Source organism: Phycicoccus jejuensis, assembly GCF_000720925.1.
In the GTDB taxonomy this organism is placed as follows: Bacteria; Actinomycetota; Actinomycetes; order Actinomycetales; family Dermatophilaceae; genus Phycicoccus; species Phycicoccus jejuensis.
Window position 1 is genome coordinate 166,069 of sequence record NZ_JOEE01000006.1, and the last position, 25,007, is coordinate 191,075.

Genomic DNA, 25,007 nt, shown 5'->3' on the forward strand with positions numbered 1-25,007 from the left:
GTGCACCCCACCACCCCCTACTCCCCGAACGCCCACGAGGAGCTCGCGGCCCTCCTCGACGCCGTCACCGCGTACGCGGAGGAACGCATCCGGATGGAGCCGCCGCTGGACCGCGTGCGGACCCAGGAGGACCTCGACGCCGCGCTCGGCCGCACGGTCACCGCGGGCGGCCTCGGCGGCTCCGAGGCGATGCGGATCTTCGCCGACGAGCTCGCGCCGGCCTGCCTGTCGGTCGACCACCCCCGCTATCTCTCCTTCATCCCGTGCGCGCCGAGCGACGCCTCGGTCGTCTTCGACCTCGTCGTCGGCGCGTCGTCGATCTACGCCGGGTCGTGGCTCGAGGGGTCCGGCGCGGTGTGGGCCGAGAACCAGGCCCTGCGCTGGATCGCCGACCTCGTGGGGATGCCCGAGGGCGCCGGCGGCGTGTTCGTCCCCGGCGGCACGATCGGCAACCTGTCGGCGCTCGTCGCCGCCCGCGCGACGGCCCGCCACCGCGCGGCGGCCGGCCAGCGCCCGTGGCGGGTGGCGGCCACCGCCGGGGCGCACAGCTCCATCGCGTCGGCCTGCGAGGTCATGGACGCCGAGCTCGTCGGGGTGCCCGCCGACGAGGCCGGACGGCTGACCGGTCCGGCGCTGCGACGCGCCCTCGAGGAGCACGGCCCGGAGACGTTCTTCGCGGTCGTCGCGACCGCCGGCACGACGAACTTCGGCATCGTCGACGACCTCGCGTCGGTCGCCGAGGTCTGCCGCGAGCACGGCATCTGGTTCCACGTCGACGGTGCCTACGGCGGCGCCGGGCTCGCCGCCCCGTCGGTGCGCGACCTCTACGCGGGCATCGAGCACTGCGACTCCTTCATCGTCGACCCGCACAAGTGGCTCTTCGCGCCCTTCGACTGCTGCGCGCTGCTCTACCGCGAGCCGGCCCTCGCCCGCGCGGCGCACACCCAGAAGGCCGGCTACCTCGACGTCCTCACCGAGGCGCCCGACTGGAACCCGACCGACTACTCGGTGGGGCTGACCCGCCGGGCGCGCGGCCTGCCGTTCTGGTTCTCCCTCGTCGTCAACGGCACGGACGCGTACACGGCCGCCGTCGAGCGGACCCTCGACGTCGCCCGCTACGCCGAGGCCGAGATCGTGCGGCGGCCGGAGCTCGAGCTCGTCCGCGAGCGCGACCTCTCGGTCGTCGTCTTCCGGCGCCTCGGGTGGTCGCCGGCCAACTACCAGGCGTGGTCGGACCGGATGCTCGCCGACGAGTTCGCGTTCGTGGTCCCGACGACGCACGAGGGCGAGACGCTGGCCCGCTTCGCCGTCGTCAACCCGGCGACGACCGAGGACGACATCCGGGACATCCTCGACACGATGGCCTGACCGGTCGGTCGGGTCGACCGGGTCCGCTGGGGGCCGTGGGTCACGTGTGACTCGTGAGTCGGGCCGCACGGGAGGTGTCCAGCCGACACGCCGCGGGACGCGCCGAGCAGAATGACACGGGTGTCATTCCGCGGCTACAGTGAGGGCCGAAGCCACACGCGACGAAGGGTCGAGAACACACCGTGAGTGCCGCCTCCGAACAGGTCACCCCTGCCGTCAGCGCCTCGGACCTCTCCGAGCGCGACCGGGAGGTGCTCGCCTTCGAGCGGCAGTGGTGGAAGTACGCCGGCTCCAAGGAGACGGCCATCAAGGAGCTCTTCGACATGAGCTCGACGCGGTACTACCAGGTGCTCAACGGGCTCATCGACAACCCGGTGGCCCTCGCGCACGACCCGATGCTCGTCAAGCGGCTGCGGCGCCTGCGCGCCAGCCGCCAGCGCGCCCGCTCGGCCCGCCGTTTCGGCATGGAGCCCTGAGCCGGGAGGCCCCCAGAACCAGAGATGCCCGTCCGTGAGGGAAGCCGGACGGGCATCTCTGCTGTCCGGCCCCTCCCGCGCAGCGCCGTCCCACCCGGCAGCCGCCACGTCCCACCCGTCGAGTGAACAGGACACGCCGCGTGCGCGGGGGCGCAGGCGGCGTGTCCTGTTCACTCGACGGGGTGAGGGCCCGGCGTCAGGGGAGGTCGGGGTCGGGGAACTCGACCGGCCAGCCCTTCTTGGCCAGCTGGTCGCGCACCCGGCGCAGGTCCTTCTCGCTGGGGTCGGCGTGCGTGTACTCGGTGATGGCGGCGGCGATGTCCGACGGCCCGGCGGGGCTGACGTCGGCCCGGCGCAGCGCCTTGGCGATCTTCTTGACCTCGGAACGGGTCAGGCGGCGCTCGAGGAGCGCGAGCAGCGGCACGTAGTCGTGCTCGGGCACGCCGCCCGGGTAGCCCTCGCGCAGCCAGTTGACGATGCGGGCGAGCGGGCTGCCCTCGCGCGGCGGGGCCTCGTCCTCCTCCTCGTCCATGCCACCGAGCGGCCAGCCGCCGAGGACGAGCTTGGCGCTGACCTGGCGGACCTGCTCGTCCTCGGGGACGAGGGCCCGGACGGCCTTGCGCGAGAGCAGCTTCTCGCCGGCCAGCTTGCGCAGGACGTCGTGCGCGGCGTGCGTGCCCAGCTGCTCCTGGAGGACCGCGCCGAGGGCGGCCGCCTCGGCGTCGGGGACGCCGTCGGGGAAACCGGCCCGGATGTGGGCGATCACCGAGTGCGACAGCTGCGGCATGGCGGGACTCACTTCTTGTCGACGATGGTCGGGAACACGTGCTCGAAGCTCACGGCCTTCCCGAAGCCGCTCGCGACGATGAGCACGAGGCCGAGCACGATCCCGGCGACGATGACCCCGACGAGCAGCCCGGCGACGGCCCGTCCGAGCGGCGAGTACCGCACGCTACCGTCCGGGGCCTCGTCGGCGCCGACGACGAGCGCGCGCATGGCGAGGGCGTAGATCACGGGCAGGCCGGCCCCGAAGAGCAGGCCGACGATCAGGACGTTGCCGGCGCCCTCGAGGGCGAGCTGGATGCTGCGCATGGTGGTCGGTCCTCTCCGTCAGCGGGTCGGGGTCTTGGTGGGGGCCGGGGTGGTGGCCGCGGGCTCGCCGCCCGTCGCACCCCACTCCTCGGTGACGTTGTGGGCCCCGACGTGCTCGCGCTTGGAGCGCAGGTACATGAACAGGGACGCGGCGCACAGGATCGCGAAGACGAGCAGCGCACCGGGCGCGCCGCCGAGCGTGTGCCCGACCCACCACATGAGCGCGCCCATCCCGGCGGCGATGGGGAAGGTCAGCGCCCAGGCGACGACCATCCGACCGGCGGTGGACCAGCGCACGTGGGTGCCGCGGCCGAGCCCACCACCGAGGACCGAGCCGGTGGCGACGTGGGTCGTCGAGAGGGCGAACCCGAGGTGGCTCGAGGCGAGGAGGACGGCGGCGGTGGCGCCGTCGCTCGAGAGGCCCTGGCGCGGCGTGATGTCGACCAGGCCCTTGCCGAGCGTGCGGATGATCCGCCAGCCGCCGATGTACGTGCCGAGGGCGATGGCCGTCGCGGCGCTCACCTTGACCCAGATCGGGACGGCGTCGGTGCGGTCCCAGTGGCCGCTCGCGATGAGGGCGAGGGTCATGACGCCCATCGTCTTCTGAGCGTCGTTCGTGCCGTGCGCGAGCGAGACCAGGGAGGCGCTGCCGATCTGGCCCCAGCGGAAGTACCGCTCGTTGAGCCGGTCCATCACCGAGGCGGTGATCCGGTGCACGAGCCAGCACCCGATGAACGCGACGGCGAGCGCGACGGCGGGGGAGAGCAGGGAGGGCAGGAGGATCTTGCCGACGACGCCGTCGAGCTTGGTCCCGTCACCGGTCCACTTGACGCCCGCGAGGCCGAGCCCCGCGGCGCCGGCGCCGGTCAGCCCGCCGAGGAGGGCGTGCGAGGAGCTCGAGGGCAGGCCGAGCAGCCAGGTGAAGAGGTTCCAGACGATCCCGCCGACGAGGCCGGCGAGCACGATGAGCAGCAGCGCCTCACCGCCGTCGGTCAGGAGCTCGGGCCGTGGGGCCCCGCTCTTGTCCTGGATTTTGATGACGGCGTTCGACACGGTGAGGGCCACCTCGACGGAGAGGAAGGCGCCGACGAGGTTGAGCACCGCGCTGAGGCCGACCGCCACCTTGGGCGCGAGGGCCCCGGTGGAGATCGACGCCGCCATCGCGTTGGCCGTGTCGTGGAAGCCGTTCGTGAAGTCGAAGGCCAGGGCCGTCACGATGACGAGCACGAGGATGAGGGTCGCTGCGTCCACGAGGCACCAGTGTGGGGCGGCAACCCCGGCTTCACCAAGACGGGGCCCGTCGTTCACCCGTTGTTCACCCGGCGCGGCGGGACTGCTGCGGCTCCCGGGGCGCGTGGGGCGGCGCCGGGGCATCCGTTTTGTCAGGATGGGGTGATGAGCGACCTGGACTGGAGCACCCCGGACGGACTCGCCGCGATCCGCGCGCACCTCGTCGAGCGCATCGACGGATGGCGGGAGCCGGCCGCGCACGCCGTGGGGCTGTCACCGGCCTCCTCGACGCCGGACTGGCTCTTCCCGCACGTCACGGCGACGCCCGGCGGCCGGCCGGCCCTCGCGACGGTCGTCCTCGCGACGGTGCTCGGACACGACGGCTCGACCGCCACCCTGCCCCTGTCGCGCTCGGACCTCGCGGCGGCCGTCGAGTCGCTGGCCCCGGCCGAGGCGTGCACGGACCTGCCGCACCCCAACCTCGCCGCGTGGCGCGAGGTCCTCGCCGAGCTGGACGGCAACCCGGCCCGCGAGGCGGTCGCCGTCTTCGTCGCCGACCTCGAGGACCCGGTGGCCTCGGAGGCCGACGCCTCGCTGCGCGTCCACCTCGACGGGGCCGACCCCGCGCTCTGATGCTCGCGCCCGGCCCGGGCCGCCGGTGAGCGTTTGCACTCTCCCCCCGAGAGTGCCAATAATGACCATTAGCACTCTCATCATGAGAGTGACAGAACAGACCGGTCCGGTGAGGGCAGGTGCGCCGACGGTGACGTGAGCCGCGGCCCCGGCCCGTCCGTCGCGGGCACCGCCCGGTCCCACCATCGATTCGCGTGGGAGGAACCACCCGAATGGCCAAGATCATCGCTTTCGACGAGGAGGCACGCCGCGGTCTCGAGCGAGGCATGAACACCCTCGCCGACGCCGTCAAGGTGACCCTCGGTCCGAAGGGCCGCAACGTCGTCCTGGAGAAGAAGTGGGGCGCCCCCACGATCACCAACGACGGTGTCTCGATCGCCAAGGAGATCGAGCTCGACGACCCGTACGAGAAGATCGGCGCCGAGCTGGTCAAGGAGGTCGCGAAGAAGACCGACGACGTCGCCGGTGACGGCACGACGACGGCCACCGTCCTCGCCCAGGCGCTCGTCCGCGAGGGCCTGCGCAACGTCGCCGCCGGGGCCAACCCGATGGCGCTCAAGCGCGGCATCGAGAAGGCCGTCCGCGCCGTCTCCGACGAGCTGCTCGCCAACGCCAAGGACGTCGAGACCAAGGAGCAGATCGCTGCCACGGCCTCGATCTCCGCTGCTGACCCCCAGATCGGCGAGATGATCGCCGAGGCCATGGACAAGGTCGGCAAGGAGGGTGTCATCACCGTCGAGGAGAGCAACACCTTCGGCCTCGAGCTCGAGCTCACCGAGGGCATGCGCTTCGACAAGGGCTACATCAGCCACTACTTCGTCACCGACACCGAGCGCATGGAGGCCGTGCTCGAGGACCCGTACGTCCTCATCGCGAACTCCAAGATCGGCTCGATCAAGGACCTGCTGCCCCTCCTCGAGAAGGTCATGCAGTCCGGCAAGCCGCTCCTCGTCATCTCCGAGGACGTCGACGGCGAGGCCCTGAGCACGCTCGTGGTCAACAAGATCCGCGGCACCTTCAAGTCCGTCGCCGTCAAGGCCCCGGGCTTCGGCGACCGCCGCAAGGCCATGCTCGGCGACATCGCCATCCTCACCGGTGGCCAGGTCATCTCCGAGGAGGTCGGCCTCAAGCTCGACACCGCGGACCTCTCGCTCCTCGGCCGCGCCCGCAAGGTCGTCGTCACCAAGGACGAGACGACGATCGTCGAGGGTGCCGGTGACAACGACCAGATCCAGGGTCGTGTCAACCAGATCCGCGCCGAGATCGAGAAGACCGACTCGGACTACGACCGCGAGAAGCTCCAGGAGCGCCTCGCCAAGCTCGCCGGCGGCGTCGCCGTCATCAAGGCGGGTGCGGCCACCGAGGTCGAGCTCAAGGAGCGCAAGCACCGCATCGAGGACGCCGTCCGCAACGCGAAGGCCGCCGTCGAGGAGGGCATCGTCGCCGGTGGTGGCGTCGCCCTCATCCAGGCCGGGGCCAAGGCGTTCGCGTCCCTCGACCTCCACGGTGACGAGGCCACCGGGGCGAACATCGTCAAGGTCGCCATCGAGGCGCCGCTCAAGCAGATCGCGATCAACGCCGGTCTCGAGGGCGGGGTCGTCGCGGAGAAGGTCAGCAACCTCGAGTCGGGCTGGGGCCTCAACGCCGCCACCGGTGAGTACGTCGACCTCGTGTCGGCGGGCGTCATCGACCCGGCGAAGGTCACCCGCTCGGCGCTGCAGAACGCGGCGTCCATCGCGGCGCTGTTCCTCACGACCGAGGCCGTCATCGCCGACAAGCCCGAGAAGGCCGCTCCGGCCATGCCGGGCGGCGGCGACGACATGGGCGGCATGGGCTTCTGAGCCCCTGACGCACCACGGGTCACGACCGACGGGCGGTCCTCCTCCGGGAGGGCCGCCCGTCAGCGTCCCACCCTCCCCGGCCCGCGTCAGGGGTGGACGGGGGTCGGGCCGGGGTGCTCACCCACAGCCGACGCCCAGCCTCGGACGGCAGGATGAGGCCATGAGCCACCCCGAGCCCGGTGAGGCCCACCCCCTCGTCCTCGGCCCGCTGCTCCGCCACGTCGACGACGTCTCGGCGACGATCTGGGTCCGCACCGCCGCGGCCGCCACGGTCACCGTCGTGCGCGACGGTCGCCGCTGGAGCGCGCCCACCTTCCGCGTCCACGGGTCGCACTACGCACTCGTCGTCTGCGACGGCCTCGAGCCCGGCACCGACGACCCGTACGAGCTGCTCGTCGACGACGAGCGCGTCTGGCCCCTCGACGGCGCACCGCCGAGCCGCATCCGCACCCTCGACCCCGCCCGCATGCCGCACTTCGCGTTCGGCTCCTGTCGCACGACGGGCACGCACGACGACGAGGGCGTGCGGCGCCACGGCGTCGACGCCCTGCGCAGCCTCGCGGTGACGCTGCGCGACGTGCCGGAGGCCGGCTGGCCCGACCTGCTCGTCCTTCTCGGCGACCAGGTGTACGCCGACACGACGCCCCACCCCGAGCTCGAGGCGTTCATGCGCGCGCGGCGCAGCCTCGACGAGCCGCCGTTCGAGGAGATCAAGGACTACGCGGAGTACGACGAGCTCTACCGGATCACGTGGGTCGAGCCGGTCATCCGCTGGCTGCTCTCGACCGTGCCGTCGGCGATGATCTTCGACGACCACGACATCCGCGACGACTGGAACACCTCGTGGTCCTGGCGCCGCGAGATGCGGGCGACGACGTGGTGGCAGGAGCGGATCGTCTCGGGCCTCGCCTCGTACTGGGTGCACCAGCACATCGGCAACCTCTCGCCGGCCGAGCTCGCGCAGGAGGAGGCGTTCCGGCTCGTCCTCGAGCACGCCGCCGACCACGCGGCGCGCGGCTCCAGCGCCGTCGAGGACGAGCTCGACCTCACGGCGACGCTCGACGCGCTGGCCGCCCGGGCCGACGCCGAGCCCGAGACCTACCGCTGGAGCCACGTGCGGGAGCTCGGCGACTGCCTGCTCGTCGTCCTCGACTCCCGCGCCGCCCGCCACCTCGAGCCCGACCGTCGCTCGATGCTCGACGCGACCGAGACGCAGTGGCTCGACGCGACGCTGCGCGGCGGGTACCGGCACGTCTTCGTCGGCACGTCACTGCCCTTCCTCCTGCCGCCCGGCCTGCACGACTTCGAGGCCATCGACGAGGCGGTGGCGCAGGGCGCGTACGGTCGCCGGGCGGCACACGCGGCCGAGCGGGTGCGCCGGGTCGTCGACCTCGAGCACTGGGCCGCGTTCAACTCCGGCTTCGACGAGGTCTTCGAGATGGTGATGGACCTCGCGCGCGGCCACCGCGGGCCGGCCCCCGAGACCGTCACCTTCCTCTCGGGCGACGTCCACAACTCATACCTCGCCGAGGTCACCGACGCCGCCGGCCACGGTGCGCGCTCGCGCATCGTCCAGGCGGTGTGCTCGCCGATCCGCAACCCGATGCCGCGCGGGGTGCGCGTCGTGATCTCGATGCTCACCCGCTCCCTCGTGCGGCCGATGCGCCTGCTCGCGTCGGCCTCGCGGCGCGTGCCCGACCCCGCGTACCCGTGGACGGTCACCGAGGGGCCGTGGTTCGACAACAACGTCGCCCTGTGCCGGGTGCTGCCGGACGGGCTGGACCTCACGTGGGTCACCGGGATGGTCCGGGGCGCCGACCACGACCACCCCTGGCTGCGCGAGGTCTGGTCGGTGCACCTCGACGCCCCGGGGGCCGTGACGTCGCGGCCCACCGACGACGGCCTCTCGGACCACCGCGCGGTCCCCGCGGCAGCGGTCTCCGCCGCGTCGCCTAGCGTGGGCCCATGAGCGTCGCCGAGTCCCAGCCCGGCCCGGCCGGCGCGTCCGCCGCCCCGCCGGCCCGTCCGCCCGCCGCCCGCGTCGAGAACCTCTCGAAGGTCTACGGTTCGGGCGACACCCGCGTCGTTGCGCTCGACGACGTGACGCTCGACCTCCACGCCGGCGAGTTCACCGCGATCATGGGTCGCTCCGGCTCGGGCAAGTCGACGCTGATGCACTGTGCCGCAGGCCTGGACGCGGCGACCTCGGGGCACGTGTACCTCGGCGACGTCGACCTCACGACCCTCAAGGAGCGCCGCCTCACCGAGCTGCGGCGCGACCGCATCGGGTTCGTGTTCCAGGCGTTCAACCTCGTCCCGACGCTCACGGCGGAGGAGAACATCGTCCTGCCGCTCGCCATCGCCGGGCGCAAGCCGGACCAGGCGTGGTTCGACGAGGTCGTCGACACGGTCGGGCTGCGCACCCGCCTCGGGCACCGGCCCGGCGAGCTGTCCGGCGGGCAGCAGCAGCGGGTCGCGTGCGCCCGGGCGCTCGTCGGCCGTCCCGACGTCGTCTTCGCCGACGAGCCGACCGGCAACCTCGACTCCGCCTCCGGCGCCGAGGTGCTCGGCTTCCTGCGCCGCTCGGTCGACACCCACGGGCAGACCGTCGTCATGGTCACGCACGACCCCGGCGCCGCGAGCTGGACCGACCGCGTCGTCTTCCTCGCCGACGGCCACGTCGTCGGCGAGCTGCGGGAGCCGACGCCCGAGGCGGTCCTCGACCGGATGGCGCGACTGGCCGAGTCGGAGGCCTGAGGTGCTGCGCGCGACGCTGCGCGGCATCCTCGCGCACAAGGTGCGGCTGCTGCTCAGCGGTGTCGCGGTCGTGCTCGGGGTGGCCTTCGTCGCCGGCTCGTACGTCTTCACCGACACCCTCGACCGCGCGTTCACGGGGCTGACCAGCGGTGCGGTCGGTGACGTCATCGTCCGTCCCGGCAGCGCCGACGAGTCCGGCGGCGGGGGCGGCCCGCTCGGCGCCGCCGCGGTCCGCACCGTGCCCGAGGACCTCGTGACCACGCTCGCCGGGGTGCCCGGGGCCGCTCGGGCGGACGGGCGGGTCACGACCTTCGGGACGTTCGTCGTCGACCGGCAGGGCAAGCTCGTCGGCGGCGGCGGGCCGCCGGGGATCGGTGTCTCGTACAGCTCCGGCCCGGCGGCCAACGGGACGCCGTCGGCCACCCTCGTCAGCGGTCGCTTCCCGGCCGCGGCCGGGGAGATCGTGCTCGACGCGACGTCCGCGCAGCGCTCCGGCTGGCGCATCGGCGACACCGTCCCTCTGCTCACCGCGGGGGCGCAGCCGCGCATCGAGGCGACCCTCGTCGGCACCGCCGAGTTCGGCGGCAGCTCGCTCGTCGGGGCCAGCGTCGTGATGTTCGACGCACGGCAGGCGCAGCAGCTCTTCCTCGACGGCGGCACCGGCTGGTCGACCGTCTGGGTGACGGCCGCCGCCGGCACCACGCAGGACCAGCTGCTGCGCTCGGTGCTGGCCGTGCTGCCTGAGGGGTTCCGCGCCGACACCGGCGACGCCACCTCGGCGCGCGCCGCGACGCGCATCGACGAGGCGCTCTCGTTCGTCACGACCTTCCTGCTCGTCTTCGCCGGGGTCGCCCTCACCGTCGGGGCGTTCCTCATCGTCAACACGTTCTCGATCCTCGTCGCGCAGCGCAGCCGCGAGCTCGCGCTGCTGCGGGCCATCGGCGCCAGCCGCCGGCAGGTGGCGCGCTCGGTGCTCGTCGAGGCCGGCATCGTCGGGTTCGTCGGCTCCGCGCTCGGCGTCGGGCTCGGCGTCCTGCTGGCCATCGGCATCCGGGCGGTGTTCGGGCGGGTGGGGCTCGACCTCGGGTCGACGCCGCTCGTCCTCGAGGGCCGCACGATCGTCGTCGCGCTGGCCGTCGGCGTGCTCGTCACCGTGGTGTCGGCGTACCTGCCGGCTCGGCGTGCGGGGCGGGTGCCGCCGGTCGCCGCGATGCGGGACGACGCCGTGCTCGCCGAGGGCGGCCTGCGCTGGCGGGTCGCGGTCGGCGCGCTGCTCCTCCTCGCCGGCGTGGTCGGCATCGTCGGGGGCCTGCTCGGGTGGGGCAGCGAACCGACCTACGTCCTCGGCGTCGGCACCTTCGGGGTGCTCGTCGGGACGGCGCTGCTCAGCCCGGTGCTCGGCCGGCCGGTGCTCGGCGTCCTCGGGGCCCTGTACCGCCGGGCCTTCGGGGCCGTCGGGCGGATGGCCGCGCAGAACGCGCGCCGCAACCCCCGACGCACCGGGGCCACGGCGTCCGCCCTGATGATCGGCGTCTCGCTCGTCACGCTCATGTCGGTGCTCGGCGCCTCGGCGAAGGCCAGCCTCGACAAGTCGCTCGCCGAGGACATCGTCGCGGACTACGTCGTCTCGAGCGTCGTCGGCCAGGGCTTCTCGGCCGCCATCACCGACGCGGTCGAGAAGGTGCCGGGGGTCGAGGAGGTCGTCCGGGTGCGCGGGGCGCGGCTCGAGGTCGCCGGGGACCGCGAGTTCGCGACCGGCGTCGACCCGGCCGGGGTCGTGCGCGTGGCCCGCCCCGACGTGACGGCCGGATCGCTCGAGACCCTGCGCGACGGCGACGTCGCGCTCTCGACGAGCCAGGCCGCAGACCTGGGCCTGACGGTGGGCGACGCGGTGACGACGACCTTCGCGGGCGCGAAGGTCGAGGGTCGCGTGGTCGCGACCTACGAGCCGGACGCCGTGCTGCAGTCCGACGTCACCCTCACGCTCGGCACCTTCGACGAGCTCGGGGTTCCGCCGACCGACCGGACGGCCTTCGTCGTCGCGCAGCCCGGGACCGACCGGCCGGCCCTGAAGAGGGCGCTCGACGCCACCGTGGCCGACCTGCCGCTCGTGGGCGTCGCCGACCAGGCAGAGTTCGCGGCCGAGCAGCGCAAGCCCATCGACCAGCTGCTCTTCATCGTCTACGCCCTGCTCGGGCTCGCCGTCGTCATCGCGGTGCTCGGCATCGTCAACACGCTCGCGCTCTCGGTCGTCGAGCGCGTGCGCGAGATCGGGCTGCTCCGCGCGGTCGGCCTCAGCCGCCGTCAGCTGCGCACGATGCTGCGCCTGGAGTCGGTGGCCATCGCCGTGCTCGGGGCGGTGCTCGGGGTCGTGCTGGGCCTGGTCTTCGCGGTCGCGCTGCAGCGCTCCCTCGCCGACGACGGCATCGACGTGCTGTCGGTCCCGTGGTCGCAGCTCGTCGGCTTCGTCGCGCTCGCCGCCGTCGTGGGTGTCCTCGCCGCCGTCTGGCCCGGCCGCCGCGCCGCCCGCCTCGACGTCCTGCGGGCGATCGCGACCGAGTGACCCGGCCGGTCGACGGGCCGGTGACGCCACCCGCCCGCGGCGGCCGGGCCCGCGGGTAGCGTCACCGTCGTGGACGAACCCACGGAGCTGCCCCACCGACTCGCGCTGCGCGACGACGTCGTGACCCTCGAGCGGGCCCGCGTCGCCGACGTGCCCGCCGTCGTCGCGCTGCTGCGGGACGACGCCATCGGCGCTGGCCGGGAGGCGCCCGCGGACGCCGCCGGCGACGAACACCTCGCCCCCTACCGCGAGGCCTTCGCCGCCGTCGACGCCGACCCGAACCAGCTGCTCGTCGTCGCCCGGGACCCCGACGGCGAGGTCGTCGGCACGCTGCAGCTGACCCTGCTCCACGGGCTCTCCCGGGGCGGGGCGACCCGGCTGCAGGTCGAGGCCGTCCGGGTCGCGTCCGCCCGCCGCGGGTCCGGCCTCGGACGTGCGCTGCTCACCTGGGCGGTCGCCTTCGGTCGCGCCCGCGGGGCGGTGCTCGCTCAGCTGACGACCGACCTCCGGCGCGAGGACGCCCGCCGCTTCTACGAGGACCTCGGCTGGGTGCACTCCCACGCCGGGCTCAAGCTCGACCTGCGCTGAGGGTCACGAGAACATCCGCACCGCCTGGGCCTCGACCTCGGCGTACTGGGCGCCGGCCGCCCCGAGCACCCGCCCGATCGAGTCGAGCGACTCGCGGACCTGCTGCTGGGTGCCGCGCCACTGCTCGACGACCCCCTGGAACTGGGCCGACGCGCTGCCGGTCCACGCGTCCTGGAGGCCGACGAGCCGGGCGGTCATCGCGGCGACCTGCCCCTCGACCTCGGCGGAGATGCGGGCGACGTCGCCGGCGGCGGCGGTGATGCGGTCGGTGTCGACCTGGAACTGTGCGGACACGAGGACCCCCTCGGGCTGGTGGGCGACCCGGTGGCCACCCGCTGTCTGCACGCTAGGTCGGCCGCCCGACCCGGCCGCGGAGTTTTCCACAGGCCTGCCACCGGGCGGCGCCCCGCACCGGGTCCGGGCCGGGCGCGTGTGGGTCGGGGCGGGTGGTGGTCGGGCGCTCATCGCGTCGCCGCGGCTCGAGACCCCGGTTCGTCCACGAGACCCCGGCTCGGAGGTCGTGTCTCGTGGACATTTCGGGGTGACCCCGAAAAGGTGAGGCAGGAGGGGACGGGGGTGTCGGGAGGGGACGGGGCGTCGGGGCCGGGGCCTACGATCGGCGGGTGGCCGTCCTCATCGATCCTCCGCGGGTCGAGGCGCACGGCCGGCGCTGGTCTCACCTCGTGAGCGACACGAGCCTCGCGGAGCTGCACGCCTTCGCCCGCCGGGTCGGCATCCCCGCCCGCGGGTTCGAGGGCGACCACTACGACGTCCCCGAGGAGCGCTACGCGGCCGTCGTGGCGGCCGGCGCCGAGCCGACCGACGCCCGCGAGCTGCTCCGCCGCCTCGTGGCGAGCGGGCTGCGGATGCAGAAGCGGCGCGGCGACAAGGGCGTGGCTCGCGTCACCGGCGTGCGACTGCCCGGGGTCGTCGTCGACGTCGACCTCATCCGCTCTCCACGCGACGCGACCCCGGACCGGGTCTTCGCGGCTCTCGTCCTCGTCCACGACGCCGCGGGCGACCTCGCGGTCGTGCGGTCGGTGTGGAGGGACGAGTGGGGTGCGCCGGGTGGTGCGCGCGAAGCCGGGGAGTCGGTGCGCGAGAACGCGGTCCGCGAGGTGCACGAGGAGACCGGGCTGTTCCTCGACCCTGCGGCGCTGCGACCGGTCGGCTACGAGCGCTTCCGTGCCGTCGAGGGGGAGGGGCCGTGGACGCGTGGCACCGACCTGCTCCAGCTCTTCGAGACGCACCTGGCGTCCGTCCGGCCGGCGCTGTCGTCGGCGCACGACGACACCTCCGACCGCCGCTGGGTGACGAAGCCCGAGCTGCAGTCGCTCTGCGGCACGACCTTCTGGTGGCCGCTCGTCGACGCGGTGCTCAGCCGGCCAGCCGGGTGAGCTCGCGCGCGAGGTTCTCGCGCGCCACGGGCTCCCACTCGCGCCGGGCGTGGGCCGACCGGTACACGTGTGGCCGCACGAGGAAGGGCCGCAGCACGGCGGAGCGGGCGGTCGCGTACTCGGCCGCCGGCACGTGCGCGTACTCCTCGCGCACCTGACGGCAGTACTCGTCGAACCGCGCTGTGGGAGAGGCGAGGATCCACAGGTCGGCGTCGTGCAGGGTGACTCGCGCGACGTCCGGCTCGGCGTCCTCGACCTCGTGGTCGAGCGTGTCGAGGACGAGGGTGACGACGCGCTCCACGAGGTCCGGGGCGCAGCCCAGGGCGGACAGCTCACGAGCGGCGAGGTCCGCGCTCCGGCGCTCGTCGTCGCCCCCGCCCCGGCCCTCGTACACCGCGTCGTGGAACCACGCGGCGAGCGCGACGGCGGACCGGTCGGCGCGGCGGGTGCGCCCCCGTCGTGCGAGGAGGTCGGCGGCGGCGAGGACCTCGGCGAGGTGCGCGAGGTCGTGATAGCGGCGGTGGGGCTCGCTCCAGCGGCCCAGGAGGTCGGCACCGAGGCGGTCGACGGCGGCGCGGTCCGCGCCGGGGACGGCGTCGGCGCAGTCGGCAACCCACCGTCGCTGCAGCCCGCTCACCAGCCCACTCTGGCAGACCGGCCCGCGCCGGTCACGCGTCCCCGGTGCTCGTCCGCGGGCGGGCGCGCTCCCAGGCGCGGGCGTAGCGGCTGCCCGTGGCCAGCAGCAGGAGCCCGGTGGCGATGAAGGCCACCGACCGGACGACGCCGTCGAGGGCGGCGAGGTCGAAGAGGAAGAGCTTCGCGACGGCGACGGCGCTGAGCAGCAGGCCGCTGCGCAGGGCGAGGTCGGACTCGGACGGGTGCTCGAGCGAGTGCAGCAGCAGACCGGCGGCGGCCGTCATCCAGACGACGGTCGCGACGGCGTGCCCGGCGGTGAAGCCCGTTGCTCCAGCGCCGAGGCGCACCCCGGCCAGCGTCCCGACGCTCACGAGCGCCGTGGCGGTGGCGACCAGCCCGACCGCCCAGGCGAGGACGGCGGCGAGCCGGCGGACCGGCTCGGCGACACCACGCACGGCGCAGGCGGCCCACCACGCGAGGACGGCCACGGCTGCGGCGAGGACGCTCGCCACGAAGGCCGAGGCGAGGTCGTGGTCGGTGGCCAGGCGGACGGTCGTCACCGCGAGCGCGTCCGGCAGCCAGGCGAGGACCCCCAGCGCTCCCACGCCGGCGCCGAGGCCGAGGGCGATCCGCGAGCGGGTGGCCCCGGCGACGGCGAGGTGGGCCAGGGCGAGGACGAGCAGACCGCTGCGCACGAAGCCGTCGGGGACGCCGGAGAGGACGGCCAGCACCGCACTGACGCTGCCCGCGGTGGCGGTCGTCACGAGCAGGTGCGGGGCGACCCGGCCGAGGGGCGCCCGGCCGAGGGCGGTCGCCGCGAGCAGCAGCACCGCCCCGACGGCGCCGTGGACGAGGGCGCGCGGGGTCGACGACAGGGCGGCTGCGGCGGCGAGGGCACCCGTCGCGACGATCGCCAGTGCGGCGCTCGAGGCGATGTCGTCGGCGTCCCGGCGCACCGAGAGCGCGGAGGTGACGACGGTGGCGGCAAGCACGACCAGCCCGACGGCGACGAGGGGCGCCGCACCCGGCCGGCCGGCGGTGGCGGCCGCCCCGGCGAGCAGCGCCAGGATGACGGGGACGACCCGGACGAGCGTGAGCCACGGCGTCGTGCGGCCGCGCCCCGCCCACCACCCGACGGCGGCGAGCACCGCGAGGACGGCCGCGAGGACCCAGTCGGCGCGGCCGGCGACGACCGGCGCGAAGAGACCGCCACCGCCGACGAGGAGGACCGCGAGCAGCTCGCTGCCCCAGCGGCGCGCGACGAGCGACCCGAGCGCGCTCACCGCGAGGCAGAGCACGACGCCGACGGAGGCCGGGAGCCATCCGTAGAGCGCGGTGACGGCGACGACGTCGAGGTAGGCCACCGCGGCACCGGTGGCGACGAGCGCCACGGGGGCGCTCCCCGCGGGAGAACCCCGGTCGCGGTCGCGCGCCCCTCCGCGCACGCCGAGACCACCGAGCAGTCCTGCGAGGAGCGCGCCCGCGGAGACCCGGGCGCCGGGGCCGAACCAGCCGTGACGGACGGCCAGGACGAGGAGCATCGCGACCCCGGAGAGCGTGACGACGGCGCCGGAGACCGCGAGCACACGGGTCACGGCACCCTCGCGCCGGTACCAGGGCCCGCCCGGCACGGGCGGGGGACCGACGACGGGCGGGCCGGCGGGCGGCGCCTGCGTCGACGGACGTGGCACCGGGCGGGACGGCGTCGACCCTGCAGACGACGCCGTCCGGCCCGGTGCTCCGGCCACCGCCGGGACGGGGACTCCCTGGTGTCCCGTCCCGGCGGCGTGGTGCGGGAGGCCGCCCTGCGCGGCTCCCGCGACCCCGCCCTGCGCGGGGCCTCCCGACCGGACGGCGGCCGACGCCGTGCGGGGGGTGGTCGTGACGACCGGCTGCTGCTCGAGCTCGTGGCGGAGCCGGGCGAGACCGTTGCCGACGACGTACATCCGCTGCATCGCGTCGGCGAACTCGACCTCGAGGCGTGCCACGTCGTCCCGGTGCGTCATGCCCCCAAGACTCCCGGCGGACCCCGTCGGGGCGCCTGAGCACCGGTACTCAGCCGGTCCCGGCGCCCCGACGGGTCGTCGGTCAGCCCTGGCTGCTCGCGGCCGCGGCGAGCGTCGCGCGGACCTCCGAGCTCTTGCCGTCGCGCAGGACGGTCAGCGTGACGGTGCTGCCGACGGACTGCTCGCGCACGTAGCCGATGAGCGACTCCGCGCCGTCGACCGGGTCACCGTTGACGGCGACGATGACGTCGCCCTGGCGCAGGCCGGCCTTCTCGGCGGGGGTGCCGGACTCGACCTTGGTCACCTCGGCGCCCGAGCGGGTGGCCGAGCCGTCCGAGGCGGTGCCGTCCTGCGGGTAGACCCCGAGGTAGGCGTGCTGCGCCTTGCCGGTGTCGATGAGCTGCTTGGCGATCGACTGCACCTCGGTGGCCGGGATGGCGAAGCCGATGCCGATGCTGCCCGACTGCCCGCCGGAGGACTGGCCGAGCGAGGCGATCGAGGAGTTGATGCCCACGAGGCGGCCCGACGCGTCGACGAGGGCGCCGCCGCTGTTGCCGGGGTTGATCGCGGCCGAGGTCTGGATCGCGTTGGTGACGACCGGCTCCGCCTGCGTCTGCTGCTCCCGGAAACCGCCGTTGAAGGGGTTCTGCTGCTGCTGGGGCTCCTCGGCCTGCGTGCTGACCGGGCGGTTGAGCGCGCTGACGATGCCCGTCGTCACCGTGCCGGCGAGGCCGAGGGGGTTGCCGACGGCCATGACCGGGTCACCGACCGCGAGCGCCTCGGAGTCGCCCATCGAGATCGGCGTGAGGTCGTCGGGGGCGTTGTCGATGGTGATGACCGCGAGGTCGGTGGAGGGGTCGGTGCCGCGCACCTGGGCCGAGAACGTGCGGCCGTCGGCGAGGGTCACCTGCAGCTTCTGCGCGCCGGCGACGACGTGGTTGTTCGTCACGACGTGCGCGTCGCCGTCGATGATGACGCCCGAGCCCTGCGCCTCGCCGTTCGCGAGCTGCGCGGTGATGGCGACGACGCTCGGCGAGACCGCCTTGGCGGTCGCGGCCCAGTTCGGCGCGGACGCGTCGGCCTGCTGCACCGGCGCGGTGTCCGTGCCGCGACCCGACTGGGAGGTGGACACCGTCGACGTCGTCGAGGTGTCGTCCATCAGCCGGGTCGCGGCCAGGGTGCCGCCGGAGGACAGGACGGCGGCAAGCACCGCGACGCCGACGATCTCGGCGCCACGGCGACGACCGGACCCGCGGGAGGGGACGCCCGAGGGTCCGGCACCCCCGGCCGGCCCGAACGGCCCCGACGGAGGGGGAGGGGCCATCGGACCGGTCGGGGTGCTCTGGGGGTACCCGGTGGGGACCGGGGTGGCCGGCGAGCCCTCGCCCGTCGGCTGCGTCGCGGTGGTGGTCCCACCGTGCGGGGTGTACCACTGCGGGGCGGTCCACGGGCCGGGGTTCTCCGGGGTGCGGGGCTGCTGGTCGTTCATCGCCGACGGGTCTCCTTCTGTTCGACTGGTCCCCACTCAACGCCCCCGAGGTGGGCGTGCGCTGGTCAGTGGCTGGGAGTCCGCTGTGCGAACCGGACCACGAAGGTCGCGCCGCCGCCGGGCGTCTCGGCGACGCCGACCCGGCCGTGGTGGCTCGCGACGATGGCGGCGACGATGGCCAGGCCGAGGCCGGTGCCGCCCCCGCCGGTGCGTCCGCGCGAGGGGTCGGCGCGGTAGAAGCGCTCGAAGACCTTCGTCGAGATCTCCGGTGGCACGCCGTCCCCGTGGTCGCGGACCTCGAGGCTCGGCACGCCGTCGTTCAGGCCCACGGCGACCTCGACGGGCGTGCCCTCGGGTGTGTGCCGCAGGGCGTTCGCGACGAGGTTGGTGACGACCTGGCGCAGCCGCGGCTCGGAGCCGCGGACGACGCAGGGCTCCACCCCGCCCTCGAAGCCGACGAGCTGGATGCGCCGCTCGGGTGCCCGGGCGCGCGCGTCCGCGACCGTGTCGGCGGCGAGGACCGTGAGGTCGACGTCGGTGTGCTCGACCTCGGGCTCCTCGTCGAGGCGCGCGAGGGTCAGCAGGTCCTCGACGAGCGCGCTCATCCGGCCGGACTCGGCCTCGATGCGCTCCATCGCCGACCCGACGGCCTCGGGGTCGCGCACGGCGCCCTGCCGGTACAGCTGTGCGTAACCGCCGACGGTTGCGAGCGGGGTGCGCAGCTCGTGCGAGGCGTCGGCGACGAACTGGCGCATCCGCTCCTCGCTGGCCTCGCGGACGGCGAAGGAGGTCTCGACCTGCGCGAGCATCGCGTTGAGGCTGCGGGCCAGCGAGGTGACCTCGTCGTCGGCCTGCCGGACGGGGATGCGCTGGGTGAGGTCCCCCTCGGCGATGGCGGCCGCCGTGTCCTCGATCCGGCGCAGCGGCCGGAAGGCGCGACGCACCGCGAAGTGCCCGAGCACGAGCGAGAGCACGAGGGCGAGGGTGCCGAGGAGGGCGGTGGAGACCAGGAGGCGGGTCACGGTGTGCGACACCGGTTCCAGCGGCACCCCGACCGCCACGACCGCGTTGCTCCCGCTGACCTGGGCGGCGATGAAGCGCCACGTCATCCGGTCGTTCTTCGAGCCGACGGTGAACGGGGTCTGGGTGCGGACGCGGGGGTCGGACACGGAGAGCGAGGGCAGGAGCGGCTCGGCGTACCTGCCCACCGGCGGGCGGACCGCCGCGAAGGTCGGCGTCTGGATCGCGAAGGCGTAGCTCGTGGGCAGCGCGTCGTCGGGGCGGCTCTGGAGGTCCGAGATCGCCTGGGTCGCGACCGGGCTGAGGACGCTGCGCAGCTCGGCGTCGACGCGGGCGTCGAGGTCGCTCTTGAGCAGGTAGGCCGTCACCATGCTCGTGAGGATCAGCGCCGCGCCGACGAGGACGCCGACGATGAGCAGGAGGCGGGTGCGCAGCGGCACCGCCTCCAGCCGGCCGACGACACGCGACACCGGCCGGGCGAGCGAGGCCATCAGGTCTGCGGGGGCAGCCGCAGGACGTACCCGACGCCGCGCTTGGTGTGGATGAGCGGCGGGGCACCCTCGACGTCGATCTTGCGCCGGAGGTAGGAGATGTAGGACTCGACGATGCCGGACTCGCCCCGGAAGTCGTAGTCCCACACGTGGTCGAGGATCTGCGCCTTCGAGAGCACCCGGTTCGGGTTGAGCATGAGGTAGCGCAGCAGCTTGAACTCGGTCGGGCTGGTCTCGATGACGCGGCTGCCGCGCCGGACCTCGTGGCTGTCCTCGTCGAGCTCGAGGTCCTCGAAGCGCAGGACCGGGCGGTCCTCGTCGACGTCACCCCGGGTGCGGCGCAGCACCGCCCGGATGCGCGCGACGACCTCCTCGAGGCTGAAGGGCTTCGTGACGTAGTCGTCGCCGCCGACGGTCAGGCCCTTGATCTTGTCGTCGACCGAGTCACGCGCGGTGACGAAGACGATGGGGAGGCGCCGGCCCTGGTCGCGCAGCCGACGGGTGACGGTGAAGCCGTCCATGTCGGGGAGCATGACGTCGAGGACGCAGAGGTCGGGCTGGTGGTCGTCGGCGACCTTGAGGGCCTCCGAGCCGCTCGCGGCGGTGGCGACGTCGAAGCCGGCGTACCGCAACGAGGTGGCGAGGAGCTCGCGGATGTTCGGCTCGTCCTCGACGACGAGGAGCCGGGCCTCGGGGGGCTGCGTGGCTGTCACGTCTCCCAGTCTCGACCCCGAGTCTGTGAGTCCGCTGGACGTCGGCTGGGCAGGAGCGGCGAGCCGCGGCGCCTCAGGTGCCCGTGAACGCCCCGTTCGTGCCCGCGAGGACGACGATCCCGACGATCGCGAGGACCCCGAGGCCGATCGCGACGCCGAAGGAGATCCAGCCCCAGCGGGACATCTTCCGGGAGCTCTCGGGGTCGGAGGACTGCTTGGTCAGGCCGATGATGCCGAAGACGAGCGCGGGGACGAACACGATGCCGACGCAGAACCCGATGGTGATGACGGTCGTCAGGCCGGAGACGATGGTCAGGACGAGGGCGCTCGTGTTGTTGCGCGGTGCGGCGTAGGGGGAGCCGGGCCCGTAGGCGGGGGCGCTGCCGTACGGCGCGGCGGGGCCGTAGGGGGCGGACTGGCCAGACGGCGCGGACTGGCTGTACGACGGGACGGAGGCACCCGGGGCGGGCGGCGGCGGGTAGGCGCCGGACGCCGACGGGGCGCCGTAGGGGTCGACGGGCGGGGCCGGCGGCGCGCCGTACGGGTTCTGCGCCGGGGTGGCGTGGGGGTCCGTCGCCGGCGGGGCGTCCTGCGGCGGCGCGCCGTAGGCGGGCAGGTCGTAGGACGGCGTCGAGTAGGTGGGCTGCTCGTAGGCCGGCGGGGCCGGCGGCGCCGGCGGCGCCGGCGGGGTGAACGGGCGCGTCGCCTCCGGGCCGACGACCTGCGTGTCGTCCGGGCCGGGCGCGGGCGACGGCTCGGTGGAGTCAGGGAGCGGCGGGGGCGCGGTCGGGTCGCGGTGGTCGTCGCTGCTGCTCACGGTGCTGGGGTCCCCTCGGGTCGGCGCGGCCGCGGGTCGGCCACCGCGCACGAGGATAGGGGGCGGGCGGCGTCGCCCGTGACGGTCCGGCGTGTCAGGATCGAGGCGTGAGCCGTGCACTGCCGCAGGTCGAGCCGGACCCCTCCATCCCGGAGCGGGTCACCGTCTACGAGGTCGGGCCCCGGGACGGGCTGCAGAACGAGTCGGCCGTCGTGCCGGCCGCCGCCAAGGCCGAGTTCGTGCGCCGCCTCCTCGCCGCGGGCCTGACGACCGTCGAGACGACCTCCTTCGTCGACCCGCGGTGGGTGCCGCAGCTCGCCGACGCCGAGGAGGTCCTCGGGCTGCTCGGGGACGAGGGGCGTGGGGCACGCCGGCCGGTGCTCGTCCCCAACGTCCGGGGCCTGGACCGGGCGCTAGCCGCTGGGGTCGGCGCCGTCGCGATCTTCGGCAGCGCGACCGAGACCTTCGCCCGCAAGAACCTCAACCGCTCGCTCGAGGAGTCGGTCGCGATGTTCGCGCCCGTCGTCGAGCGGGCCCGGGCCGAGGGGCTGTGGGTGCGCGCCTACGTGTCGATGTGCTTCGGCGACCCGTGGGAGGGACCGGTGCCGGTGCCCCAGGTCGTCGACGCCTGCCGACGCCTCATGGACCTCGGCTGCGACCAGCTGTCGGTCGGCGACACGATCGGGGTGGGCACGGTCGGTCACGTGCACCGGCTGCTCGAGGGGCTCGACGCCGCCGGCATCGGGCCGGAGCGCACCGGGGTGCACTTCCACGACACCTACGGGCAGGCGCTCGCGAACACGCTGGCCGCGCTGCGTGACGGCGTCACCGTCGTCGACGCCTCGACCGGCGGGCTCGGCGGCTGCCCCTACGCGAAGTCGGCGACGGGCAACCTCGCGACCGAGGACCTCGTGTGGACCCTCGAGGGCGCCGGCGTCGAGACGGGCGTCGACCTCGACGCGCTCGTCGAGACCTCGGCCTGGATGGCCGGGGTGCTCGGGCGGCCCTCGCCCTCGCGCGTCGTCAAGGCGCTGACCGGCGGCTGAGCCGTCGCCCTGCGCCTCAGCGCTGCCGGACCCCGTTGACCTCCGGGGAGATCTGCCGCTCGAGGGCCAGGGCCAGGGCCGCGACGAGCGCGAGGCAGACGAGGAGGACGGCGACGAACACCCCGGCGAGCCGGCGGTCGAGCAGCCAGCCGGCGGCCACCGGCGCGGTGATGGCGCCGACCTGGAAGGCCATCCCCGACACCGCGTTGTAGCGGCCGCGGTCGTGGTCGCTCGCGAGGTCGTTGACGATGGCGGGCACGGTCGGCTGCAGGAGCGTCTCGCCGAGCCCGAAGAAGACGTGGAAGACGATGACGCCCGCGGCCGCCGCGAGCGTGCCGGCGACGAGGCCGGTGGCGCCGAGCAGCGCCCAGGCCAGCGCCCAGAGGACGACGAGGCCGAGGAAGACGCGGGTGCGGCGGCGGCCGTCGATGCGGCGCAGGACGAGGAACTGCATGAGCACGATGACGGCGGTGTTGGCCGCGAACGCGAACCCGATCGTGCGGGTCGAGACCTCGCTGACCTGCCGGGCGAAGGCGGGGAAGCCGGCCTCCATCTGCCCGTAGCCGACGAAGCTCGACAGGAAGGTCAGCGCGGTGAGCCAGAGGACGGCCGGGCGGCGCAGGATGGCCAGGTAGCCGGTGCCGCCCTCGCCCTCGGCCGCGGGGACCGGCCGGCCGGCCACCGCGCGCAGCGGGCCGAGCAGCAGCGCGACGGGGACGAGGACGCAGACGGCGTCGACGACGAAGATCGCGCTGAAGGTGCCGGGGCGCGAGACGTCGGCGAGGAAGCCGCTGACGACCCCGCCGATGCCGATGCCGAGGTTGACCAGCGCGAAGTTGATGCCGAAGTACTGCGTGCGCAGGCGGCCCTCGACGATGCTCGCGATCATCGCGTTGAAGGCCGGCCAGCCGACACCGAAGCTGATGCCGAGGAGCACGACGGCGACGGTGAGGCCGGTGACCGTGGTCGCGAAGGCCATGACGAGGGCGCCGAGCACCTGCGCGAGCAGCCCCGCGATGACGACCGGGCGGGCGCCGAGCCGGTCGGTGACGACGCCGACGGGGGCCGTGACGACGACGGCCACGCCGGCGATGAGCCCCATGAGCAGGCCGGTGACCGACAGGGGGACGCCGCGGACCTCGTGCATGTAGATGGCGGTGAACGGCAGCGTCATCCCGCGCCCGAGCGTGGAGATGGCGGTCGTCGACAGCAGCCAGCGCCCGGCCGGGGGCAGCGCCGCCCAGAACCCGCGCACGGTCAGGTGCGCGTCGTCGGTGGCGGGGGAGGCGGTCTCGGGCACCGGGACACGCTCCCACGGCCCGCCGACACCCGCGACCGGGTTCTTCCCGCCCCGCCCGCCGCCACCACCCCGACGGCTCGTCACGTGCGTCACCTGCGTATCGGGTCACCCGATACGGGCGCGCTCCACCCGGGAACGGTTGTCGGGGGAGGCGCAGCGTTGTCGGGTGACCCGAGACGGGTGCGCTCCACCCGGGAACGGTTGTCGGGGGAGGCGCAGCGGTATCGGGTCACCCGATACGCGTGGGACTCGGGGTGGGGGTGGGGTGGGCGGGCGCGAGAACCCGGCAGCGCGGTGTCGGCCCCAGCGGTTAGCCTTGGTCGTGGTGCCCGCTCCCGGGCGCCCCGCGTGACGACCGATGGATGAGGTGGACCGTGCCGACTGGCAAGGTGAAGTTCTTCGACGCCGAGAAGGGCTTCGGATTCGTGTCCGGCGACGCCGGCGAGGGGGACGTGTTCGTCCCGGCGTCCGCCCTGCCCGCCGACGTCCAGGGCCTCAAGGGCGGTCAGCGCATCGAGTTCAGCATCGCCGAGGGTCGCCGCGGCGCCCAGGCGATGGCCGTGCGCGTCCTCGACCCCGCCCCGTCTGTCGCGACCAACCGTCGCGTCCGCGACCGCAAGCCGGCCGACGAGATGGTCGTCATCGTCGAGGACGTCATCAAGCTCCTCGACAACGTCTCGGAGTCGCTGCGCCGCGGGCACTACCCCGACAAGCAGCACGGCAACAAGGTCGCCCAGGTCCTGCGGGCCGTCGCCGGCGACCTCGAGCTCTGATGGCGCCCGCCACCGCGGTCCGGCCGGACGCCACCCTCCGGGGCGCCGTCGACGTCGCCCGCGAGGCGCTGACCGGCGTCGCCGAGCCCGGCACCGTCGGCGACCACCTCGGGATGGAGATGGTCGACGAGCGCCTCGCGACGCACTACTTCGCCTGCGACGCCGCCGCCTACCGCGGCTGGCGCTGGGCGGTGTCGGTCGCGCGCGTCGCCCGCTCCAAGACCGTCACCGTCTGCGAGACCGACCTCGTCCCGGGGGAGGGCGCGCTGCTCAGCCCCGAGTGGCTGCCCTACGCCTCGCGCCTCGCGCCCGGTGACCTCGGCCCCGGCGACGTCACCCCGTACGTCGACGCCGACCCGCACCTCGAGGCCGGCTGGGAGGCCACCGGCGACGAGGACGTCGACGCCGCCGCGCAGTGGGAGCTCGGCCTCGGCCGGGTCCGCGTGCTCTCGGCCGAGGGCCGCGAGGTCGCCGCCCAGCGCTGGTACGACGGCGACAACGGCCCCGCCGCGCCGGTCGCGGTCAAGGCGCCGATGCCCTGCTCGTCGTGCGGCTACTTCCTGCCGATGGCCGGTGCGCTGCGCACGGTCTTCGGGGTGTGCGCCAACGAGTGGTCGCCCTCCGACGGCAAGGTCGTCAGCCTCGACCACGGCTGCGGGGCGCACTCCGAGGCCGACGTCGAGGCCCCGCCCGCCGAGCGGGTGCCCGCGCCGATCCTCGACGACAACGCGCTCGACGTCAGCTGACGTCGCGCCACGACGCCGCCGACCG

Annotated in this window: 23 protein-coding genes; 12 read left to right on the top strand and 11 right to left on the bottom strand. The window is 74.4% G+C overall.

Annotated features, from left to right (window positions below; translation table 11 throughout):
- Nucleotides 1-1,368 (top strand): pyridoxal phosphate-dependent decarboxylase family protein, encoded by a 1,368-nt coding sequence (locus IG69_RS0113080; RefSeq protein WP_030528619.1) that lies wholly within the window; start codon nt 1-3, stop codon nt 1,366-1,368.
- Between the two features lie 182 nt (nt 1,369-1,550).
- Nucleotides 1,551-1,844: a DUF3263 domain-containing protein gene (locus IG69_RS0113085; protein ID WP_030528620.1), complete on the top strand. Its 294-nt coding sequence runs from the start codon at nt 1,551-1,553 to the stop codon at nt 1,842-1,844.
- Between the two features lie 196 nt (nt 1,845-2,040).
- Here IG69_RS0113085 and IG69_RS21670 read toward each other — a convergent pair whose 3' ends face one another.
- The 3 genes from IG69_RS21670 to IG69_RS0113100 are packed head-to-tail and all read right to left on the bottom strand — an operon-like array spanning nt 2,041 to nt 4,187.
- Entirely contained in the window at nt 2,041-2,631 is a 591-nt protein-coding gene (locus IG69_RS21670; protein WP_084696796.1) for a DUF3349 domain-containing protein, read from the bottom strand.
- An 8-nt stretch (nt 2,632-2,639) separates the two neighbouring features.
- Nucleotides 2,640-2,936 carry a hypothetical protein gene (locus IG69_RS0113095; RefSeq protein WP_030528622.1) on the bottom strand — a complete coding sequence of 99 codons (297 nt, stop codon included), beginning with the start codon at nt 2,934-2,936 and terminating at the stop codon, nt 2,640-2,642.
- A gap of 18 nt (nt 2,937-2,954) precedes the next feature.
- Entirely contained in the window at nt 2,955-4,187 is a 1,233-nt protein-coding gene (locus IG69_RS0113100; RefSeq protein ID WP_051750541.1) for an inorganic phosphate transporter, read from the bottom strand.
- A gap of 144 nt (nt 4,188-4,331) precedes the next feature.
- Between IG69_RS0113100 and IG69_RS0113105 the strand changes: the two genes are divergently transcribed.
- The 6 genes from IG69_RS0113105 to IG69_RS0113130 all read left to right on the top strand — a co-directional run bounded on the left by IG69_RS0113105 (nt 4,332) and on the right by IG69_RS0113130 (nt 12,548).
- A complete protein-coding gene (locus IG69_RS0113105) occupies nt 4,332-4,799 on the top strand; it encodes a hypothetical protein (protein ID WP_030528624.1) in 468 nt (155 codons plus the stop codon).
- 212 nt (nt 4,800-5,011) lie between these two features.
- Complete coding sequence (gene groL, locus IG69_RS0113110) at nt 5,012-6,640, top strand: chaperonin GroEL (protein ID WP_030528625.1); 1,629 nt, start codon at nt 5,012-5,014, stop codon at nt 6,638-6,640.
- A gap of 160 nt (nt 6,641-6,800) precedes the next feature.
- Nucleotides 6,801-8,609 carry an alkaline phosphatase D family protein gene (locus tag IG69_RS0113115; RefSeq protein WP_051750542.1) on the top strand — a complete coding sequence of 603 codons (1,809 nt, stop codon included), beginning with the start codon at nt 6,801-6,803 and terminating at the stop codon, nt 8,607-8,609.
- Nucleotides 8,606-9,397, top strand: coding sequence for an ABC transporter ATP-binding protein (locus IG69_RS0113120; RefSeq protein ID WP_030528627.1), 792 nt, complete (start codon nt 8,606-8,608; stop codon nt 9,395-9,397). The genes IG69_RS0113115 and IG69_RS0113120 overlap by 4 nt, the downstream gene beginning before the upstream one ends.
- Nucleotide 9,398: 1 nt before the next feature.
- Complete coding sequence (locus tag IG69_RS0113125) at nt 9,399-11,960, top strand: ABC transporter permease (RefSeq protein WP_030528628.1); 2,562 nt, start codon at nt 9,399-9,401, stop codon at nt 11,958-11,960.
- A 69-nt stretch (nt 11,961-12,029) separates the two neighbouring features.
- Entirely contained in the window at nt 12,030-12,548 is a 519-nt protein-coding gene (locus tag IG69_RS0113130) for a GNAT family N-acetyltransferase (protein ID WP_245616147.1), read from the top strand.
- 3 nt (nt 12,549-12,551) lie between these two features.
- On the opposite strand, the gene IG69_RS0113135 is transcribed toward IG69_RS0113130, so the two are convergent.
- Nucleotides 12,552-12,842 (bottom strand): WXG100 family type VII secretion target, encoded by a 291-nt coding sequence (locus IG69_RS0113135; protein WP_030528630.1) that lies wholly within the window; start codon nt 12,840-12,842, stop codon nt 12,552-12,554.
- Between the two features lie 329 nt (nt 12,843-13,171).
- Between IG69_RS0113135 and IG69_RS22165 the strand changes: the two genes are divergently transcribed.
- A complete protein-coding gene (locus IG69_RS22165) occupies nt 13,172-13,945 on the top strand; it encodes a DUF4031 domain-containing protein (protein WP_036830019.1) in 774 nt (257 codons plus the stop codon).
- Here IG69_RS22165 and IG69_RS0113145 read toward each other — a convergent pair.
- The 6 genes from IG69_RS0113145 to IG69_RS22170 all read right to left on the bottom strand — a co-directional run bounded on the left by IG69_RS0113145 (nt 13,926) and on the right by IG69_RS22170 (nt 21,117).
- On the bottom strand, nt 13,926-14,582 hold the full coding sequence (locus tag IG69_RS0113145) for an HD domain-containing protein (RefSeq protein WP_211251004.1): 657 nt from the start codon (nt 14,580-14,582) through the stop codon (nt 13,926-13,928). The two genes, IG69_RS22165 and IG69_RS0113145, sit on opposite strands and share 20 nt — an antisense overlap.
- Before the next feature lie 31 nt (nt 14,583-14,613).
- Nucleotides 14,614-16,587, bottom strand: coding sequence for a DUF2339 domain-containing protein (locus IG69_RS0113150; protein ID WP_051750544.1), 1,974 nt, complete (start codon nt 16,585-16,587; stop codon nt 14,614-14,616).
- An 82-nt stretch (nt 16,588-16,669) separates the two neighbouring features.
- Nucleotides 16,670-18,076 (bottom strand): S1C family serine protease, encoded by a 1,407-nt coding sequence (locus tag IG69_RS0113160; RefSeq protein ID WP_084696797.1) that lies wholly within the window; start codon nt 18,074-18,076, stop codon nt 16,670-16,672.
- Between the two features lie 65 nt (nt 18,077-18,141).
- Nucleotides 18,142-19,587, bottom strand: a complete 1,446-nt coding sequence (locus tag IG69_RS0113165) for a sensor histidine kinase (protein ID WP_036830023.1) — start codon at nt 19,585-19,587, stop codon at nt 18,142-18,144.
- On the bottom strand, nt 19,587-20,300 hold the full coding sequence (locus IG69_RS0113170) for a response regulator transcription factor (RefSeq protein WP_030528636.1): 714 nt from the start codon (nt 20,298-20,300) through the stop codon (nt 19,587-19,589). Before IG69_RS0113170 ends, IG69_RS0113165 begins: the two co-directional genes overlap by 1 nt.
- Nucleotides 20,301-20,373: 73 nt before the next feature.
- Nucleotides 20,374-21,117 carry a hypothetical protein gene (locus IG69_RS22170; protein WP_030528637.1) on the bottom strand — a complete coding sequence of 248 codons (744 nt, stop codon included), beginning with the start codon at nt 21,115-21,117 and terminating at the stop codon, nt 20,374-20,376.
- Between the two features lie 107 nt (nt 21,118-21,224).
- On the opposite strand from IG69_RS22170, the gene IG69_RS0113180 reads away from it, so the two are divergent.
- Nucleotides 21,225-22,163 carry a hydroxymethylglutaryl-CoA lyase gene (locus IG69_RS0113180; protein WP_030528638.1) on the top strand — a complete coding sequence of 313 codons (939 nt, stop codon included), beginning with the start codon at nt 21,225-21,227 and terminating at the stop codon, nt 22,161-22,163.
- Between the two features lie 16 nt (nt 22,164-22,179).
- Here IG69_RS0113180 and IG69_RS0113185 read toward each other — a convergent pair whose 3' ends face one another.
- A complete protein-coding gene (locus IG69_RS0113185; protein ID WP_051750545.1) occupies nt 22,180-23,463 on the bottom strand; it encodes an MFS transporter in 1,284 nt (427 codons plus the stop codon).
- 374 nt (nt 23,464-23,837) lie between these two features.
- On the opposite strand from IG69_RS0113185, the gene IG69_RS0113190 reads away from it, so the two are divergent.
- Complete coding sequence (locus IG69_RS0113190; RefSeq protein ID WP_030528640.1) at nt 23,838-24,236, top strand: cold-shock protein; 399 nt, start codon at nt 23,838-23,840, stop codon at nt 24,234-24,236.
- A complete protein-coding gene (locus IG69_RS0113195) occupies nt 24,236-24,982 on the top strand; it encodes a DUF3027 domain-containing protein (RefSeq protein ID WP_030528641.1) in 747 nt (248 codons plus the stop codon). Before IG69_RS0113190 ends, IG69_RS0113195 begins: the two co-directional genes overlap by 1 nt.
- Nucleotides 24,983-25,007: the final 25 nt, after the last annotated feature.

Coding starts and splice junctions, on each gene's coding strand:
- IG69_RS0113120 (WP_030528627.1), top strand. CDS start 8,606: ATGAGCGTCGCCGAGTCCCAGCCCGGCCCGGCCGGCGCGTCCGCCGCC.
- IG69_RS0113105 (WP_030528624.1), top strand. CDS start 4,332: ATGAGCGACCTGGACTGGAGCACCCCGGACGGACTCGCCGCGATCCGC.
- IG69_RS0113095 (WP_030528622.1), bottom strand. CDS start 2,936: ATGCGCAGCATCCAGCTCGCCCTCGAGGGCGCCGGCAACGTCCTGATC.
- IG69_RS0113160 (WP_084696797.1), bottom strand. CDS start 18,076: ATGAACGACCAGCAGCCCCGCACCCCGGAGAACCCCGGCCCGTGGACC.
- IG69_RS0113195 (WP_030528641.1), top strand. CDS start 24,236: ATGGCGCCCGCCACCGCGGTCCGGCCGGACGCCACCCTCCGGGGCGCC.
- IG69_RS0113165 (WP_036830023.1), bottom strand. CDS start 19,587: ATGGCCTCGCTCGCCCGGCCGGTGTCGCGTGTCGTCGGCCGGCTGGAG.
- groL (WP_030528625.1), top strand. CDS start 5,012: ATGGCCAAGATCATCGCTTTCGACGAGGAGGCACGCCGCGGTCTCGAG.
- IG69_RS0113115 (WP_051750542.1), top strand. CDS start 6,801: ATGAGCCACCCCGAGCCCGGTGAGGCCCACCCCCTCGTCCTCGGCCCG.
- IG69_RS0113150 (WP_051750544.1), bottom strand. CDS start 16,587: ATGACGCACCGGGACGACGTGGCACGCCTCGAGGTCGAGTTCGCCGAC.
- IG69_RS21670 (WP_084696796.1), bottom strand. CDS start 2,631: ATGCCGCAGCTGTCGCACTCGGTGATCGCCCACATCCGGGCCGGTTTC.